The sequence below is a fragment of the Streptomyces sp. NPDC127119 genome (assembly GCF_042677425.1).
In the GTDB taxonomy this organism is placed as follows: Bacteria; Actinomycetota; Actinomycetes; order Streptomycetales; family Streptomycetaceae; genus Streptomyces.
The window spans coordinates 1-16,878 of sequence record NZ_JBHXTO010000176.1; the positions used below are offsets into that span (position 1 = coordinate 1).

The 16,878-nt window shown below is 70.8% G+C and carries 15 protein-coding genes; 6 read left to right on the forward strand and 9 right to left on the reverse strand.

Going from position 1 to position 16,878, the window contains the following annotated elements:
• Positions 1-133: 133 nt before the first annotated feature.
• Positions 134-1,777 (reverse strand): cation acetate symporter, encoded by a 1,644-nt coding sequence (locus tag ACFVH5_RS39565; protein ID WP_385838535.1) that lies wholly within the window; start codon positions 1,775-1,777, stop codon positions 134-136.
• Positions 1,774-2,130: a DUF485 domain-containing protein gene (locus ACFVH5_RS39570; RefSeq protein ID WP_267025676.1), complete on the reverse strand. Its 357-nt coding sequence runs from the start codon at positions 2,128-2,130 to the stop codon at positions 1,774-1,776. Before ACFVH5_RS39570 ends, ACFVH5_RS39565 begins: the two co-directional genes overlap by 4 nt.
• Positions 2,131-2,548: 418 nt before the next feature.
• Here ACFVH5_RS39570 and ACFVH5_RS39575 point away from each other — a divergent pair, with 418 nt between their 5' ends.
• The 3 genes from ACFVH5_RS39575 to ACFVH5_RS39585 all read left to right on the forward strand — a co-directional run bounded on the left by ACFVH5_RS39575 (position 2,549) and on the right by ACFVH5_RS39585 (position 7,062).
• Positions 2,549-4,075, forward strand: a complete 1,527-nt coding sequence (locus ACFVH5_RS39575) for a S8 family serine peptidase (RefSeq protein ID WP_385838536.1) — start codon at positions 2,549-2,551, stop codon at positions 4,073-4,075.
• Positions 4,076-4,221: 146 nt separating this feature from the next.
• Entirely contained in the window at positions 4,222-5,772 is a 1,551-nt protein-coding gene (locus tag ACFVH5_RS39580) for a S8 family serine peptidase (RefSeq protein WP_385838537.1), read from the forward strand.
• A 267-nt stretch (positions 5,773-6,039) separates the two neighbouring features.
• Positions 6,040-7,062 carry a CopD family protein gene (locus ACFVH5_RS39585; RefSeq protein WP_385838538.1) on the forward strand — a complete coding sequence of 341 codons (1,023 nt, stop codon included), beginning with the start codon at positions 6,040-6,042 and terminating at the stop codon, positions 7,060-7,062.
• Between the two features lie 24 nt (positions 7,063-7,086).
• Here ACFVH5_RS39585 and ACFVH5_RS39590 read toward each other — a convergent pair whose 3' ends face one another.
• From ACFVH5_RS39590 to ACFVH5_RS39620, 7 genes are all read right to left on the reverse strand, one after another.
• Positions 7,087-8,130, reverse strand: coding sequence for a zinc-dependent alcohol dehydrogenase family protein (locus ACFVH5_RS39590; RefSeq protein ID WP_385838539.1), 1,044 nt, complete (start codon positions 8,128-8,130; stop codon positions 7,087-7,089).
• A gap of 53 nt (positions 8,131-8,183) precedes the next feature.
• Positions 8,184-8,915, reverse strand: coding sequence for a lysoplasmalogenase (locus ACFVH5_RS39595; RefSeq protein ID WP_385838540.1), 732 nt, complete (start codon positions 8,913-8,915; stop codon positions 8,184-8,186).
• Entirely contained in the window at positions 8,912-9,823 is a 912-nt protein-coding gene (locus tag ACFVH5_RS39600; RefSeq protein WP_385838541.1) for a sterol desaturase family protein, read from the reverse strand. Before ACFVH5_RS39600 ends, ACFVH5_RS39595 begins: the two co-directional genes overlap by 4 nt.
• A 168-nt stretch (positions 9,824-9,991) precedes the next feature.
• Entirely contained in the window at positions 9,992-11,239 is a 1,248-nt protein-coding gene (locus ACFVH5_RS39605) for an amidohydrolase family protein (protein WP_385838542.1), read from the reverse strand.
• The gene (locus ACFVH5_RS39610; RefSeq protein ID WP_385838543.1) at positions 11,236-12,522 is read right to left on the reverse strand and encodes an amidohydrolase family protein; all 1,287 of its coding nucleotides are present in this window, start codon (positions 12,520-12,522) and stop codon (positions 11,236-11,238) included. Before ACFVH5_RS39610 ends, ACFVH5_RS39605 begins: the two co-directional genes overlap by 4 nt.
• Positions 12,523-12,552: 30 nt before the next feature.
• The gene (locus ACFVH5_RS39615) at positions 12,553-13,437 is read right to left on the reverse strand and encodes an SDR family NAD(P)-dependent oxidoreductase (RefSeq protein WP_385838544.1); all 885 of its coding nucleotides are present in this window, start codon (positions 13,435-13,437) and stop codon (positions 12,553-12,555) included.
• Complete coding sequence (locus ACFVH5_RS39620) at positions 13,437-14,246, reverse strand: acetoacetate decarboxylase family protein (protein ID WP_385838545.1); 810 nt, start codon at positions 14,244-14,246, stop codon at positions 13,437-13,439. Before ACFVH5_RS39620 ends, ACFVH5_RS39615 begins: the two co-directional genes overlap by 1 nt.
• 269 nt (positions 14,247-14,515) lie before the next feature.
• Between ACFVH5_RS39620 and ACFVH5_RS39625 the strand changes: the two genes are divergently transcribed.
• The 3 genes from ACFVH5_RS39625 (at position 14,516) to ACFVH5_RS39635 (ending at position 16,726) form a co-directional block, all read left to right on the forward strand.
• Positions 14,516-15,553, forward strand: coding sequence for a DEDDh family exonuclease (locus ACFVH5_RS39625; protein WP_385838546.1), 1,038 nt, complete (start codon positions 14,516-14,518; stop codon positions 15,551-15,553).
• 79 nt (positions 15,554-15,632) lie between these two features.
• Positions 15,633-15,866, forward strand: a complete 234-nt coding sequence (locus ACFVH5_RS39630; RefSeq protein ID WP_079103534.1) for a hypothetical protein — start codon at positions 15,633-15,635, stop codon at positions 15,864-15,866.
• Positions 15,867-15,931: 65 nt separating this feature from the next.
• Positions 15,932-16,726 (forward strand): SURF1 family protein, encoded by a 795-nt coding sequence (locus tag ACFVH5_RS39635; protein ID WP_385838547.1) that lies wholly within the window; start codon positions 15,932-15,934, stop codon positions 16,724-16,726.
• Positions 16,727-16,878 lie beyond the last annotated feature (152 nt).

The window sequence follows — 16,878 nt, forward strand, 5'->3', positions numbered from 1 at the left end:
ATCAACGAGCCTACGTGAGGGGCCCGACAACACGGGGGGCCCGATCCCACGAGACGCACCGGGGCCGCGTCGTAGATCCCTACGACGCGGCCACGGTGCGTGACAGGCGGTACCGACGGTCGATGGCCGTCGGTCAGTGCGCTCCGGTTCCGGTGAGGGAGCGGACCTCCAGCTCGGCGTACTTGCCGGCGTCCGGCTCCTCCTTGGACAGGAGGGTGCCGAGGAAGCCCAGCAGGAAGCCGACGGGGATCGAGATGATGCCCGGGTTCTCCAGCGGGAACCAGTGGAAGTCGACGTCCGGGAACATCGAGGTGGCCTTGCCCGAGACGACCGGCGAGAAGAGCACCAGGCCGACCGCCGTGGCGAGTCCTCCGTAGATCGACCACAGCGCGCCCTGGGTGGTGAACCGCTTCCAGAAGAGGCTGTAGAGGATCGTCGGCAGGTTGGCGGAGGCAGCGACCGCGAAGGCGAGGGCGACCAGACCGGCGACGTTCAGGTCACGGGCCAGGGCGCCGAGGCCGATGGAGACGACACCGATGCCGATGGTGGCGTAACGGGCCGCGTTGAGCTCCTCCTTCTCGGTGGCCTTGCCCTTCCTGATGACGTTCGCGTAGATGTCGTGGGCGAACGACGAGGACGACGCCAGGGTCAGACCGGCGACCACCGCGAGGATCGTGGCGAAGGCCACCGCGGAGATCGTGGCGAGCAGGATGGCGCCCCAGGCCGAGTCGACGCCTCCCAGGTGCAGGGCGAGGAGTGGCGCCGCCGTGTTGCCCGCGGGGTTCGACTCGACGATCTCCTTCTTGGAGATGAGGGCCGCCGCGCCGAATCCGAGCGCGATGGTCATCAGGTAGAAGCCGCCGATGATGCCGATCGCCCAGTTCACGGACTTACGCGCGGCCTTGGCGTTGGGCACGGTGTAGAAGCGGATCAGGATGTGCGGCAGACCGGCGGTGCCCAGGACCAGCGCGATGCCCAGCGAGATGAAGTCGATGCTGGAGGTGGTCGTGAGCCCGTACTTCAGACCGGGCTCCAGAAAGGCCGCACCCCCGCCGCTGTTCTCGGCCGCCTTGCCGAGCAGGTCCGAGACGTTGAAGTCGAACTTGAGCAGCACCAGGAAGGTGATGAGCAGGGTGCCGCTGATGAGCAGCACGGCCTTGACCATCTGGACCCAGGTGGTGCCCTTCATGCCGCCGATGGTCACGTACACGATCATCAGGACGCCGACCAGGGCGACGATGCCGACCTTGCCCGCGTCGCTGGTGATGCCGAGCAGCAGCGAGACCAGGACGCCCGCGCCCGCCATCTGCGCGAGCAGATAGAAGATGGAGACGACGATCGTGGAGGTGCCCGCGGCGGTACGGACCGGGCGCTGGCGCATGCGGTAGGCGAGGACGTCGCCCATCGTGTAGCGGCCGGAGTTGCGCAGCGGTTCGGCGACCAGGAGCAGCGCCACCAGCCAGGCGACCAGGAAGCCGATGGAGTACAGGAAGCCGTCGTACCCGAAGAGGGCGATGGCGCCCGCGATGCCGAGGAACGAGGCCGCGGACATGTAGTCGCCGGAGACGGCGAGCCCGTTCTGGAAGGCGCTGAAGGAACGGCCGCCGGCGTAGAAGTCGGAGGCGTCCTTGGTCTGCCGGCCCGCCCAGACGGTGATGACGAGGGTCGCGACGACGAAGACCGCGAACAGGGAGATGATCAGCGGCCGGTGCTCGCTGGCCTCCCCCGCCGCGAGCTGCGCCTGTGCGAGCTGTACCTGACCGATCGCGGGGCTCATGCGCCGCCCTCCATCCGGGACTTGATCGCCTCGGCCTTGGGGTCGAGCTTGGTCGAGGAGTGACGCTCGTACCACCAGGCGATGAGGAACGTGGTGAGGAACTGGGCGAGGCCCAGCACGAAGGCGACGTTGAAGTTGCCGAACAGCTTGGTGCCCATGAAGTCGTCCGCGTAGATCGACAGCAGGACGTACAGCAGGTACCAGCTGATGAAGCCGATGGTCAGCGGGAAGGCGAAGGAGCGGTGGGCGCGGCGCAGTTCACCGAACTCGGCGCTCTCCTGCACCTCGACGAACTCCGCGGTGGACGGGAGATGAGGTTCGGCTTTCGAGGGGGGTGGTGCGTCGGTGGCCACGGAGTCTCCTCGCGTTGCGGGTGCGGGTTCTGAGGCGGGTTCGGGTGCGGGTCCGGCACCGGACGGGGATCTGTCCGGATCGGCGGGCGGACTGGGTTCGGGCATGGCTGATTTCTGACCTCACGGTGACGTGGATCACGTGGGCCGGGTGGCGGTGCCAGGTCTCCCGGGCGTGATCCAACAGGGAGCTCGACGGTGCTCGTGCTCCCTGCTCAACGTCACGGCGCCGCACGGGGAGCGGTTCAACACCCGGCACTTCTTTCGGAACTCGGCTCCGGCGTTTCACAAGACATCCCCGTAAGTCATTGCTGGCCAGGGATGCCGGGGGATAGCTTCGCCCTGCACCACCCAGTCATGTACCTGCCCGAGCACCACCTGTGTTCGGGCCGGTTCCTTTTCCGGATGATGTGGAGACCCCATGGCTCATCTGCGCTCCAGACGCCGCCTCGCGCTCGCCGTGCCCGTCGTGCTGTCGCTCACCGCCACGCTCGGTTTCCTGCCGGGTGCCGCTTCGGCCGCCCCGCAGCAGTCCGCTCCCGCCGCCACCGCGGCCGACGGACCGAACCTCGCGTACGTGGTCAACACGAAGACCGACCACCGCACGCTCGCGTCGGTCAAGAGGGCGATCGTCGAGGCCGGCGGCACGGTCGTCATCACGTACGACAAGATCGGCGTCATAGTCGCCCACTCGGCGAACGCCGGGTTCGGATCGCAGATCCGCGCGGTGCGCGGCGTCCAGTCCGCCGGTGCCACGCGTACGACCCCGCTGACCGCCGCGGGTACGACGGACGAGGGCGCCGCCGACTACCTGTCCGCCGCGGAGGCCGCCAAGGTGAAGGCCGCGGCCACGCCGGAGAGCGAGCCCCTTGAGGCCGACCAGTGGGACCTGCGCGCGATAGGCGCCGACAAGGCCGCGAAGATCAACCCGGGCAGCAGGAAGGTCACGGTCGCCGTGATCGACACGGGTGTCGACGACACGCACCCGGACCTGGCCCCCAACTTCTCCGCCAAGCAGTCCGCCAACTGCGTGGGCGGCGTCGCCGACACGAGTGCCGGCGCCTGGCGTCCGTACACCGCCGACGACTACCACGGCACGCATGTCGCCGGTGAGATCGCCGCCGCCCGCAACGGCATCGGCGTCGCCGGTGTCGCGCCCGGTGTGCAGGTCTCCGGCATCAAGGTCAGCGACCCGGACAACGGCCTCTTCTACCCGGAGAGCGTCGTCTGCGCCTTCGTGTTCGCCGCCGACCACGGCGTGGAGATCACGAACAACAGCTACTACGTGGACCCGTGGCTCTACAACTGCATGGACGACCCGGACCAGAAGGCGATCGTCGACGCGGTCAACCGGGCCCAGCAGTACGCCACGAAGAAGGGCACCCTGCACCTCGCGTCGGCCGGCAACTCCAACCACGACCTGGCCTCGGACGCCATCGTGGACGAGTCGAGCCCCGACGACTCGACGCCGGTGCCCCGCACGATCGACCCGCACGAGTGCTTCGACGTGCCGACCCAGCTCCCGGGTGTCGTCACGGTGAGCGCGACCGGCGTACAGAACCTCAAGTCGTACTACTCGACGTACGGCAAGGGTGTCATCGACATCGCCGCTCCCGGTGGTGACCGGCTCTACCAGATCCCGGACACCCCGTCGAAGAACGGCCGCATCCTCTCCACGATGCCGAACAACCAGTACGGCTTCCTCCAGGGGACGTCGATGGCGTCGCCGCACGCCGCGGGGGTCGCCGCGCTGCTGAAGTCCGAGCACCCGTGGGCGAGTCCCGCCCAGCTGCAGGCGCTGCTGAAGGCCCAGGCGGACAACCCGGGCTGCCCGGACTCGTACGACCAGGACGGCAACGGCACGCAGGACGCCACCTGTGAGGGCGGCAAGCGCGTGAACGGCTTCTACGGCTTCGGCATCGTCAACGCGCTGAAGGCAGTCAAGTAGGCCGGTTGCCGCCGGTTTCCGCCAGGGGACTCCCGCACGGCCCGCACGCCCCGTACGGCCGCACCACCCGTACGCCTCGCACCGCCCGCACCGCCGGTACCTCCCGCACGGCCCGCTCGAACTCGCGAAAACGAACTGGAGACAGCATGACCGCGCCTACTACGCGCTCACGTCGCTTCATCGCCATCCCCCTGGGAATGGCCATGGCCACGGCTCTCGCCTTCCTGCCGAACGTCAGCGCGTCCGCCTCCCCGGCCGACGCGGCCGGGGCGACCACCGCCGCCGACGTGGCCGGGAAGATCTCGGCGGAGGCCACCCCGCTGAGCTACGTCGTCAACGTCCGTTCCGGGCACGGCACTTCGTCGCACGTGAAGAAGGCCATCGCCAAGGCCGGCGGGACGATCGTGACCTCGTACGACCGGATCGGCGTGATCGTCGTCCACTCGTCGAACGCCGACTTCGCCAAGACCATCCGCAAGGTGCGCGGAGTCGAGTCGGCGGGCTCGACGCGTACGGCCCCGCTGCCCGCGCAGTCCACGACCGACGTCGGCACCCCGAAGGCGCTCAGCGCGGAGGAGATAGCCGACGTCGACGCGGTCGCCGGACAGGACCCGCTGGAGCCCCTGCAGTGGGACCTGCCCGCCATCAAGGCGGACAAGGCGCACGAGAAGACACTCGGCAGCAAGAAGGTCACCGTCGCCGTGATCGACACCGGCGTCGACGACACGCACCCCGACATCGCGCCGAACTTCGACCGCGAGGCGTCGGTCAACTGCGTGTCGGGCAAGCCGGACACGACGGACGGCGCCTGGCGGCCGAGCGCCGCCGAGAGCCCGCACGGCACGCACGTGGCGGGCGAGATCGCCGCCGCGAAGAACGGCATCGGCGTCACCGGTGTCGCGCCCGGCGTGAAGGTGTCCGGCATCAAGGTCTCCACCACGGCCGGCTTCTTCTACACGGAGGCCGTCGTCTGCGGCTTCATGTGGGCGGCCGAGCACGGCGTGGACGTCACGAACAACAGCTATTACACCGACCCGTGGTACTTCAACTGCAAGAACGACCCGGACCAGAAGGCGCTCGTCGAGGCCCTCACCCGGGCGACGAAGTACGCGGAGAAGAAGGGCACGGTCAACGTCGCGGCGGCCGGCAACGAGAACTACGACCTCGCCGCCGACGAGATCACCGACCCGACCTCGCCGAACGACTCGACCCCCTCGGACCGTGTCATCGACCCGTCCGAGTGCCTCGACATCCCGACCCAGCTGCCGGGTGTCGTCACGGTCGCGTCGACCGGCGCGAAGGGCATCAAGTCGTCCTTCTCCAACCACGGCCTGGGCGTCATCGACATCGCGGCCCCCGGCGGCGACTCGACGCGCTACCAGACCCCCGCCCCGCCCGCCACCAGCGGCCTGATCCTCGGCCCGCTGCCGGGCGGCTCATGGGGCTACATGGCCGGTACGTCGATGGCGTCCCCGCACGTCGCGGGCGTCGCGGCCCTGATCAAGTCGACGCACCCGCACGCCTCGGCCGCCCTGGTCAAGGCCCTGCTGTACGCGGAGGCCGACGCCACGCCGTGCACGGACCCGTACGACATCGACGGTGACGGCAAGGTCGACGCGGTCTGCGAGGGCTCGAAGAACCGCAACAGCTTCTACGGCTGGGGCACCGCGGACGCGCTGGACGCGGTGACCAAGTAGGACCCGCGCGGTCCGAGGGCATCGCGTGAGTGAGGGGCCGGGCGGCCGTGTGCTGCCCGGCCCCTTCGTGTTCGCAGGCACGCTGCCGACGGGGCGGTGTCGACGGCACGCTGTCGACGGGTGCGGATTCCCTGCGCCCCCGGCTGAGTCGGGGGGCGGCCGGGCGCGTATGCATGGGCGGAATGCCCGTGGGGCGGGTGGAATGCCGTTCCACCAGTTGTTTTCCAGGACTTGCCCCGGTCTGGGACGACTGGTGAAGATCTTGGGGTGAGTTCGATACGACCGACTGCCGACACGGGTGGCGAGGCCGGCGCCCCCCGGGTGAGCGCGGCCTCCCTCCAGCGTTCCGTCACCGTGCTCGCCCTGGTGGCGCTGGCCGCGCTGATCCCCCTGCTCGGGCCGTCCCTGGCGCTGGACGGCACGGGCGAGGCCGCCGCGCCCGGGGTGGGCGGGATCGCGTTGCTGCGGACCGTCCTGTTCGCGGCGGTGTGCGTGCCGGCCGGCGAGCTGTTCGTCACCCGGCTGGCGCGTCGGGTGCCCGGCGCTCCCCGGGAGGACGCGCCGCGCAGCTGGGCCCCGGTGTCGGCCGCAGCCGGTTTCGTCGCCTCGCTCGGTCTGGCCTCCGTGGTGGCCACCGGGAACCTGGTGCCGCGCCGGCTCTCCGACATGGACATCGGCGGGCTCTACCAGTCGAGGGACGGCGCGCTCGCGCTCCTGGAGGTCAACGCGTTCGTCGTACTGGGCCTGTGCGCCCTGTCGCGCCGGCCGGGCACCCAGGTGTGGCCGCTGGCCGCGGTGGCCGTCGCGGAGGCCCTGCGCGCCCATCCGACGACCGAACAGAGCCCGCTGATCGGTTCGGGGCTGACGCTCGTTCATGTGACCTGTGCGGCCCTGTGGGCGGGCGGGCTGCTGTACGTACTGCGCACACTGCTCCGGTGGCGGAACAGTGCCCCCGGGGAGGGTGCCGCGCTGTTGGGCCTCTACGCGCGCGTGGCGGCCGTCCTGCTCGCCGCGATCACCGCGACGGGCGTGGGCAGCACCCTGCGCCGGATGCCGCCCGGCACGGTACTGGACCAGCTGACGACGACGGCGTACGGGCGCACGCTGCTCGCGAAGGTGCTCCTCGTGGTCGTCGTCGCCGTCCTCGCGCTGTGGGCCCGGCGTCGGCTGCGCCGGGCGGCCGACCCGCTCACCGCCTACTCCCCCGCGCGCGCGGAGGTCGTGGTGCTGGGTCTTGTGGTGGCGGTCTCCGCCCTGCTCACGGCGGTGCCGGTGCCGATCCGCTGGTGACCCTCCCGGGGCCGCGGGGGCCGGTCAGCCGGTGACCATGACCTTGAGCGCGGTGCGCTCGTCCATCGCCTTGTAGCCGTCCGGCACGCCGTCCAGAGCGACCGTCAGGTCGAAGACGGGCGAGGGGTCGATGGTCCCGTCCAGCACGTCGGGCAGCAGTTCCGGGATGTAGGCACGGACGGGCGCGACCCCGCCCCGCAGGGCGATGTTCCGGTCGAACATGACGCTCAGGTCGAGGCCGGTGCCGCTGCCGTGCGGCACGCCGACGAAGCCGATGGCGCCGCCGTCGCGGGTGATGTTCACGGCCGTGCTCATCGACTGCTCGGTGCCGACGGCCTCGACGACGGCGTGGGCACCCTGGCCGCGGGTGAGTTCACGGACCGCCTCGACGGCCGCGTCCCCGCGTTCGGCGACCACGTCGGTGGCCCCGAAGCGCCGCGCGATGTCCGTACGCGTCTCATGGCGGCCCAGGGCGATGATCCGCTCGGCGCCGAGGCGCTTGGCGGCGAGCACGGCGCACAGGCCGACCGCTCCGTCGCCGACGACGGCCACCGTGGCGCCGGGGCGGGCGCCCGCGCCGAGGGCGGCGTGATGGCCGGTCCCCATGACGTCGGAGAGGGTGAGCAGGGCGGCCAGCAGACGGTCGTCGGAGGCGGCCCCGGCGGGCAGCGCGACGAGCGTGCCGTCGGCGTACGGGACACGCACGGCCTCCCCCTGTCCGCCGTCGGACCCCACGGAACCCCAGAATCCGCCGTGTTCGCAGGAGGTGGTGAGCCCTTCGCGGCAGTAGTCGCACACGCCGTCGGACCACATGAAGGGCGCGACGACGAGATCGCCCCGGCGGACCGTGCCCACCTCGGCGCCGGTCTCCTCGACGATCCCGAGGAACTCGTGCCCGATGCGCTGCCCGGGTGTGCGCGCGGACTCGCCCCGGTACGCCCACAGGTCGCTGCCGCAGACGCAGGAGCGCAGGACCCGTACGACGGCGTCGCCCGGCTGCCGCACCACCGGGTCGGGAACGTCCTCCACGCGCAGGTCGAACGGGGCGTGGATGGTGGTGGCGCGCATGCGGGGTCCTGCTTCCGGCTCGGGTGGTGACGGTGCTCAGGTGGTGACCGTCTTCAGGTGGACGGTCGTGGGGCGGACGGTCGGGAGGTGGTGACGGTCCGCTTCCCACGGTACGTCGCAGACGGATCGGAGCGCGCGCCGGGCGCCCGGAGTACGCCGCTGACCAGCAGGTACTGCGCCGCGATGTAGGTCAGCATGATCCACAGGTCGGGCCGTGGCGGCTGCGGCCGTTCGGCGACGCCGGTGGCGATGAGGGTGTCCGACAGCATGAACAGGGCGCCGCCGGCCGCCGCGAGGGGCCCGAGCCGCGTGGCGCCGTACGCCATCGCGGTCAGCAGCAGGCTGTAACCGGCGACGGGCACGCGGAGGCCGGCGGGAAGACCCGGCCACAGGAGGGTGACGGTCGCGACGAGGGCGAGGGCGTACGCGGCTGCCGTGAGACGGGCCGATCGCGTGCCTGGGGCAGCCGATCCGCCGAGCTTCGCGAAGAGCAGCAGGTAGCAGACATGGCCCGCCGCGAAGGAGGCCATCCCGGCGAGGAACGCCGGTTCGGTGTCGAGGAGGAGCAGGACGTCGCCGCCCCACCCGAACAGCAGGGCACCGACGAGGAGCCGGGGCCCGCCGCACAGATGCGCGCAGGCGGCGAGCAGGGGCATCAGCAGCGGCTTGGCCACGGCGTGACCGGTGTCGAGGCCGACGGCCAGGGAGACGAGGTCCACGGCGCCGACCAGGGCGAAGGAGACGCCGAGGGCGACGAGCGGCACGCGCGCGTGGCGCGGATTCACGCGGCGGACTCCGGGACGGGGGTCTCCGTGGAGGCGGCCCGCACCGGAGAGGGTGCGGAGGCGGCGTCGGGCCCCGAGGGGCGGGGCTGCCAGCCCGGCCCGCCGAACACCCGACCGGCCCGCTCGCGCCAGCTCCCCGCCGCCCGCAGGTCCCTGGCGATGGCGGCGTACTCGTGCGTGGCGACCCGGATCGGGTTGTACGTGCGGATGTTCTTGGTCAGCCCGTACACCGGCCGGTCCGTCTCCGGGACGAACGACCCGAAGAGCCGGTCCCAGACGATCAGGATCCCGCCGAAGTTCCGGTCGAGATAGCCGCCCTGGGAGGCGTGGTGGACCCGGTGGTGCGAGGGCGTGTTGAAGACGAACTCGAAGGCCCGGGGCAGCTTGTCGATGCGCTCGGTGTGGATCCAGAACTGATAGACGAGGTTCGCGGACGAGCAGAACGCGAGCGCGGCCGGGTGGACGCCGAGGGCGATGAGGGGCACGTAGAACGGCCACACCGTCCAGGTCGTCCACGGCTGCCGCAGCGCGGTGGTCAGATTGAACTTCTCACTGCTGTGGTGCACCACATGACAGGCCCACAGGATGCGGATCACATGGTGTCCGCGGTGGGACCAGTAGTAGAAGAAGTCCTGCGCCAGCAGAAGCAGTGGCACGGTCCACCACAGGACGGGCACGCGCAGTGGTGTCAGCTCATATATGGCGGTGTAGACGGCGAGGATCGGGATCTTCCACAGGAAGTCGAAGGCCATGCTTCCCAGGCCCATGCCGACACTGGTGGCGGCATCCTTCGTCTCGTATCCGGCGTCGTCCTCGTCCGGATGGATGCGGACGCTCACCATCTCCACCACGGTGAGCAGCACGAAGGCGGGTATCGACCACAGCACGACATCGGGCAGGTTCGGCATTACTGCACCGTAGGACGGCCGGCCGACTGCGGCTAGACGTTGTTACCCACAAGTATTACCGACGGTACGCGCTTGTTTCTTGGTGATCTCCACCAAGGGCACCGGGCGTACCCCGCGGGCCGGGCCGGCCCGGACCGACCCGGCCCGTCACGAGGTCGGCGTGCGCCGTCACCAGACCCGTACCGACCCTCCCCGTGCGAACGCCGGGCTCGTCGCGTCCGGTGGGGGGTCGTCCAGCGGCTGTGCGATCTCCTCCGCCGTCGGGCCGATCTTCGCCGCCAGGGGGTCGAGGAGGGCCAGGTCGAAGCCGTACACGCGGGCCGCGTTCCCGCCCGCCATCGCGGTGATCTCCTCGCGCGGCAGGCCCGCGTACGCGATCCGCAGACCTTCCCTGCTGTAGGGGTACGTGCCCTCGTCGTGCGGGTAGTCGCTGCCCCACATGATCTTGTCGAGGCCGATGCGGTCCCGCAGCGGCACCTCGTGGGGGCGCATGAAACTGGCTCCTACGAAGCAGTTGTCGCGCCATACCTGGGAAGGACCCCTGCCCATCGAGGCGGCGAGACCCGCGCCGAACTTGGACTCGGCGGTGGCCGCCTTCGTCGCCGCGGCCACCAGGCGGCCGTGGTAGTAGTCCAGCATGTCGAGCACCCCGGGGATCCAGCCCGAACCCTGCTCGGTCAGGACGAGTTTCAGGCCCGGGTGGCGGCGGAAGGCGCCGCCGAAGATCAGGTGCCAGAGCGCGCGGTGCGAGAACCAGGTCGTCTCCACCATGAAGACCGCGCGGGCCGCGGGCTCCTCGCCCAGCGGTGGCGACGCCGAGCCCGCGTGGTGGTTCACGGGGACGTCCAGTTCCTCGCACACGGCCCAGATGGGGTCGTACGCCGCCGAGTACAGCTCCGGGAGTCCCGAGCCCGGCGGGGTGCCGGGCAGCAGGAGACCGCCCCTGAGGCCCGCCCCGACGGCCCACCTGATCTCCTTCACCGCCTCCCCCACGTCGTTCAGGAGGATCTGGAAGACGCCCGCCCGGCGGCCGGGGGCGGCCGAACAGAAGTCCGCGAGCCAGCGGTTGTGGGCGCGCAGGCCCGCCCAGCGCCGCTCGAACTCCTCCGCCGCCGGCGCCGGTGCCATCAGCGACCCGGAGGGAAAGAACGGCGGGACGGTGTTCGGGAACACGACCTCGGCGACGATGCCGTCCTGTTCCAGCTCCGCGAGCCTGCGCTCCGAGTTCCAGTTCCTGTCGGCCGTGTCGGCCACCAGGTCCTCGTACGGATTGACGTACGTGGCCGCCCAGGCGTCGAACGCGTCGTGGTACGCCTTCGGCAGGTACGGCCGGTAGTCCAGCAGGTCGGCCCCGGCGTGGCAGTCCGCCGAGATGACGGTGTAGCGGTCCGGGCCGCTCGTAGGTTCCGTGCTCACGGGGCCACCCCCAGGACCGGGAAGTCGTGGTCCGTCAGCCAGTGGCGGCCCACCTCGCGCGAGCGCGCCCAGGACGCCTCGACCGCCGGCTGGTCCTCGGACTGGCCGAGGTCCGCCGGGGTGGGGCCGATGCGCCGCGCGAGCGGGGCCAGCCTGTCGGTGTCGAAACCGAAGACCTCCGCCGCCGCGAGGCCCAGCATGCGGCGGGTCTCCGTCACCGGGATGTCGTGGAAGGTCCGCGACAGCCACGCGCGCGTGTCGGGCCAGGTGCCCTCCGGGTGCGGGAAGTCGCTTCCCCAGAGGATGTTGTCGACGCCGATCTCGTACCGCTGGGCCAGTTCACGGCGTTTGGTGTTGGTCGCGCAGATGAAGACCTGGCGGTCGAGGTACTCGTGCGGCGGACGCCGCAGTTCCGCGAAGGGGGACAGCTTCTTGCCGCCGTGCGCGCCCAGGTAGAGCCGGTCCATGAACCACAGCAGGTTCGGCAGCCACCAGCAGCCGGACTCCGCCACACCGAACCTGAGCCCGGGGTGGCGTTCGAAGACACCGGACCAGAGCAGGAACCACAGGGGGCGCGCGGGCCACCAGGTCACCTCGCTCACATAGATGCCGAGGTGGTCGCCGTACTCGTGGCGCGGCGCCGCTCCGGAGTGGGTCACCACCGGCATCCCGCACTCGGCCGCCGCCGCCCACACGGGGTCGTAACGGCGGTCGTGGTAGGGCTCCTTGTCGACCCACATGGAGGGGATCATCAGGGCGCCGAGTCCCGACTCCTTGGCGCGGTGGATCTCGGCGACGACCTGTCCGGTGGGTGCCGTGACGGGCAGCAGGGCGACTCCGCAGTGCCGTTCGGGGTGCTCGCCGACGAACTCGGCGAGCCACCTGTTGTGGGCCTGCGCGCCCGCCATGCCGAGGTCCGGGTCGTGGTCGCCGGAGAGGCCGAGGCCCACTCCGAAGGGCGCGGCCGTGCGGCTGTCCACGGCGTCGGCGTCCGGGAAGACCACCTCGCCCGCCACCCCGTCGCCGTCCAGTTCCTTGAGGCGCTGTGCGGAGTCCCAGCCGCCGCGCAGGCCCTCCTCGTTGTCGTGGAACCACTTGTCGGCGAAGGACTCGTTGCGGATGCCCAGGCGTGTCATCTCCTCGCGGCGGCGGCCCTGTCCCGCGAGGAACTCGTCGAAGTCCCGGTGGAACCGGGCCTCCAGATAGGGCCGGTACTCCTCGGTGGGCAGTCCGGCGTGGCAGTCGGAGGAGATGATCAGATAGGGCTCCGGTGCAGAGGCCATAACGGCTCCTCGGTTCGGTCCTCGGTCCAGTCAGTCCAGGATGAAGTGCTCCAGGTACGCCGGATCGGCGCGGGCGAGCATCGAGCGCGACCGCGCGCGGATCTGCGCGTCGCTGTGTTCGCTCTCGGGCAGCAGCCAGAAGCGGTCCGCGCGGATGCCGTCCGCCACGAAGTCGGCGACCTGCTCGACCGGCGTGAACCGCACCTCCTGCCCCGCCTCCCGCATCGCGGCCTCCCACTGGTCGAGGCTGCGGTACGGGGTTCTGCGGGGCCGCTGCTTGGCGTACCGGGCGGGCCTGTTGCGGTGCGACTCCCACAGGCCCGTACGGAGCATGTGGGGCCCGGGGAAGAGCACGGAGGCCCCCACGCGCGCGTGCTCCGCCTTCAGGTGGGCGTACAGGGACTCGGTCATCGTCACGACGGCCGACTTGGTGACGGCGTACACGGACGCGGTGGGCAGGGGCGCGATACCGCCGTCGCCGGACGAGGTGTTGACGATGTGGCCCGGTCCGCCGCCGGCCAGCATCCTCGGTACGAAGGCCTGGATGCCGTGGAAGACACCCCACACGTTGACGGCGAACGCCCATTTCCAGTCGTTCGGGTCGTGCTCCCACATCCGGCCCTCGGCGCCCGAGCCGACCCCCGCGTTGTTGCACAGGACGTGCACGGCACCGAACTTCTCGTACGTCTCCTCGGCGAGCGCGACGACCTCCTCGCGCTCCCCGACGTCCACCACGCGCGCGTGCACCACGGCCCCGTCCTCGCGCAGCGCGGCGGCGGCCTTCTCCAGGGCGCCCTCCTCCACGTCCGCGAGGACGACCTTCAGCCCGTCCGCCGCGAACCGCCGTGCCAGGGCCAGTCCGACCCCGCTCGCCGCGCCCGTGACGACGGCGACCTGCCCCTCGGCCAGTTCCATCAGACGCTCCCCTGGGGCGGTCCGTCGAGGATCTGCCGGGGGTCGTCGTACCGCTGGTGGATGTACGGCAACAGCGCCTGCGCGTCGACGCGTTCGACGACCGTGCCCTTCTGGTCCGTGGTCTTCTCTCCGATGGTGATCCCGACGAGTTCACGGACCGGGAGGTCGGCCACGGGGTCGTACATCGACTCCCGCAGGACGACGTCTCCGGAGATCCGCTCCAGCTTCCGCACCTTCTCGTTGCGCACGCAGTGCACGAGGACGGGACCGGCGTCGAAACCGGAACCGTCGCCCGAACCGTCCACCGCGGGAAGGAACTTGAAGTAGAAGTCGGTCTTGCGGTTCGGCTCCGGCAGGGGCAGCGGCCCACTCACGGCGCCGCGCACCTCCACGAACTCGATGCCGTGCCGGGCGAGGACGGCGCGTACGACGAGGCCCTCGCGCTCGACCGTCACCTCGCCCAGTTTCTTGGGTTCGCCGAAGACCTCACGGCCGCCGACGAGAGCCCGTTCGTGGGTCATCGGCATGACGAGCGGATACCAGCCCTCGATCCCGTCGTGCGCGGCGGCGACCGCGAACGAGCCCGCGCCCAGCGGGTATCCGGGCAGGTCCACCTTGCTGATGTTCACCCTGACGAGGGGTCGTCCGGTGGGTTTGAGCGGAGGCGGCAGGACCGCCGCGACCGCGTCCGGGTCGCTCTCCCAGACGGCCACCACGCCGGTGGACCAGATGTCGGGGAGCCGGGAAACCGCGGTGCGCGCGGCGGCGATCTCCGCCCCGGTCCGCGCGCCGTACCGTACGCGTGCCATGCCGTACCGCCCTTCGCGTCGCATGCGTTCCGCTCGTGCGTGTCACTCGCGCATTCCGCTCGTCCGGGTGGCCCGTGCGGTCAGTCCGCGCCGGCCACCCGTTCAGTCCAGGCGCGCAGCACGGTCGCACCGGGCGCGGCAATGGTCCATAGCCGTGCAGGCACGAGCCCGTGGGAAAACGCCGGAATGTCGTCGAAGGGGACTGAATCCGCCCCGGGTTCGGACTCCGGGGACAGGAGTGTCAGTCGCGCCCCTTATCCTCAGTGACCATGCTCGAAGACCGTCAGACCGCACCGTCCGCCACCCCGTGGCCGGCCGCGTATCCCCAGGGGTACGCGGTCGTCGACGTCGAGACCACAGGGCTGGCCCGCGACGACCGCATAGTGTCGGCCGCGGTCTACCGGCTGGACGCGCGCGGCGAGGTCGAGGACCACTGGTACACGCTGGTCAACCCGGAGCGGGACCCGGGCCCGGTGTGGATCCACGGTCTGACGAGCGACGTTCTCGAAGGGGCGCCCCTGTTCCCGGAGATCGCCGAGGAGTTCGCGACCCGGCTTGAGGGCCGGGTGCTCGTCGCGCACAACGCGGTCTTCGACTGGTCGATGATCGCCCGGGAGTACGCGCGCGCCGAGCGCGAGGCGCCGGTCCGTCAGCGGCTGTGCACCATCGCGCTGTCCAAGGAACTGCGGCTGCCGCTGGCCAACCACAAGCTGGAGTCGCTGGCCGCGCACTTCGGCGTCGTACAGCAGCGCGCGCACCACGCGCTGGACGACGCGCGCGTGCTCGCCGAGGCGTTCCGGCCGAGTCTGCACACCGCCGCACGCGACGGCGTACGGCTGCCGCTCCTGGAGTGCCGGCCGCTGACGGAGTGGACGGACCGGGCGGCCCCGGTCATCGGACGGCAGTCCGCGGGCTCCGGGGGCTACTCGTCCGGTGGTTACTCGTCGGGCCCGCCCGCGAGTTGGCGTCCCTCGCGCAAGCGGCCCGCCTGCCCGTATCCCAATCCGGGCCGTTACGAACCGGGCAGGCAGCTCAAACAGGGCATGCGGATCGCGTTCTCCGGGGACACCTCGGTCGAGCGCGACCTCCTGGAGGACCGTGCCGTCGAGGCCGGGCTGCATGTCGCGACGAGCCTGTCCCGGCTGACCAGTCTGCTCGTCACGAACGACCCGGAGTCCGGTACGTCCAAGGTGGTCAAGGCCCGCCAGTTCGGCACCCCGGTCGTCGACGAGGCGGCGTTCGGCCAGCTCCTCGGGAACGTGGAACCGGCGGCGGGACAGGCGGCGGGACCGGCAGCGCGGACGTGACCGTACGGACGGGTGATTGCCGGGCGACTCGCCCACCGACCGCTCGCCCGGACCGCGGGAACGGCCCACCCTGTGGCGCATGGCGACATGTGAGGTTTGCGGCAACAGCTACGGAATGACCTTCGAAGTCCACGCACAGGGAGCGGTGCACGTCTTCGACTGCTTCTCCTGCGCGATCCACCGCATGGCACCCCTGTGCGAGCACTGCCGGGTGCAGATCATCGGACAGGGCGTCGAGGTCGAGGGCCACTGGTACTGCGGTGCCCACTGCGCCCGCGCGGAGGGAAAGGTGGGGATCATCGACAGGGTGTGACCCGGCACGCGGAAGAGCCGGTACCCGACCGAACGCGCCCCACGACCCGGTTGTACGGTCGTGGGGTGTACCGCTTCCTGTTGTCCCGGCAGTGGGTGATCCTCACCCTCATCATGCTCGCGCTCATCCCGACGATGATCGAGCTGGGCTTCTGGCAACTGCACCGGCACGAGCACAAGGTCGCGCTGAACCGGGTGATCTCGGACTCGCTGTCCGCGAAACCGGTCCCCGCCGAGTCGCTGACCGCGCCGGGGCAGGCGTTCAAGCACGAGAACCTGTACCGCCGGGTGACGGCGAAGGGCACGTTCGACACCGCCGACGAGGTCGTGGTCCGCCGCCGCACCAACTCCGACGAAGAGGTCGGCTTCCACGTACTGACACCGTTCGTCCTGGACGACGGCCGGCTCCTCATGGTGAACCGCGGCTGGATCCCCGCGGACGGCGCGCAGACCGAGTTCCCGAGAATTCCCGCGCCCGCGCGGGGCGAGACCACGGTCACCGGGCGGCTGATGGCCGACGAGACGTCCGGCGGCAGCGGCATCAAGGACGTCAGCGGACTGCCCGACCGCATGGTCATGCTGATCAACAGCGAGCAGCAGGCGAAGGCGCTCGGCAGGCAGGTCCTCGGCGGGTACGTCGAACTGACCGCGCCCGAGCCGAAGGGTGACGTGCCCGAACTGATCGGGGCGCCCAACCACAGCGACATCGGTCCCCACATGGCGTACGCGGTCCAGTGGTGGCTCTTCGCCGCGGGCGTTCCGGTGGGCTTCGTGATCCTGGCCCGCCGGGAACGCCGTGACCGGGCGGAAGCGGCGGCCGAGGCGGAGTCCACCCCGGCGACGGAGCCGGCCACGGTCTGACCGCGGCGCGCGGTCGACCCCCCTCAAAGCGAAAAGATTGCGCAGTTCCCCGCGCCCCTGAAGACGCCGGGGCACCCGCGCGCTTTTAGGGGCGCGGGGAACGGCGCAATCTTTTAAGGGGCGCGGGGAACTGCGCGGCCAGCCCCCACCGG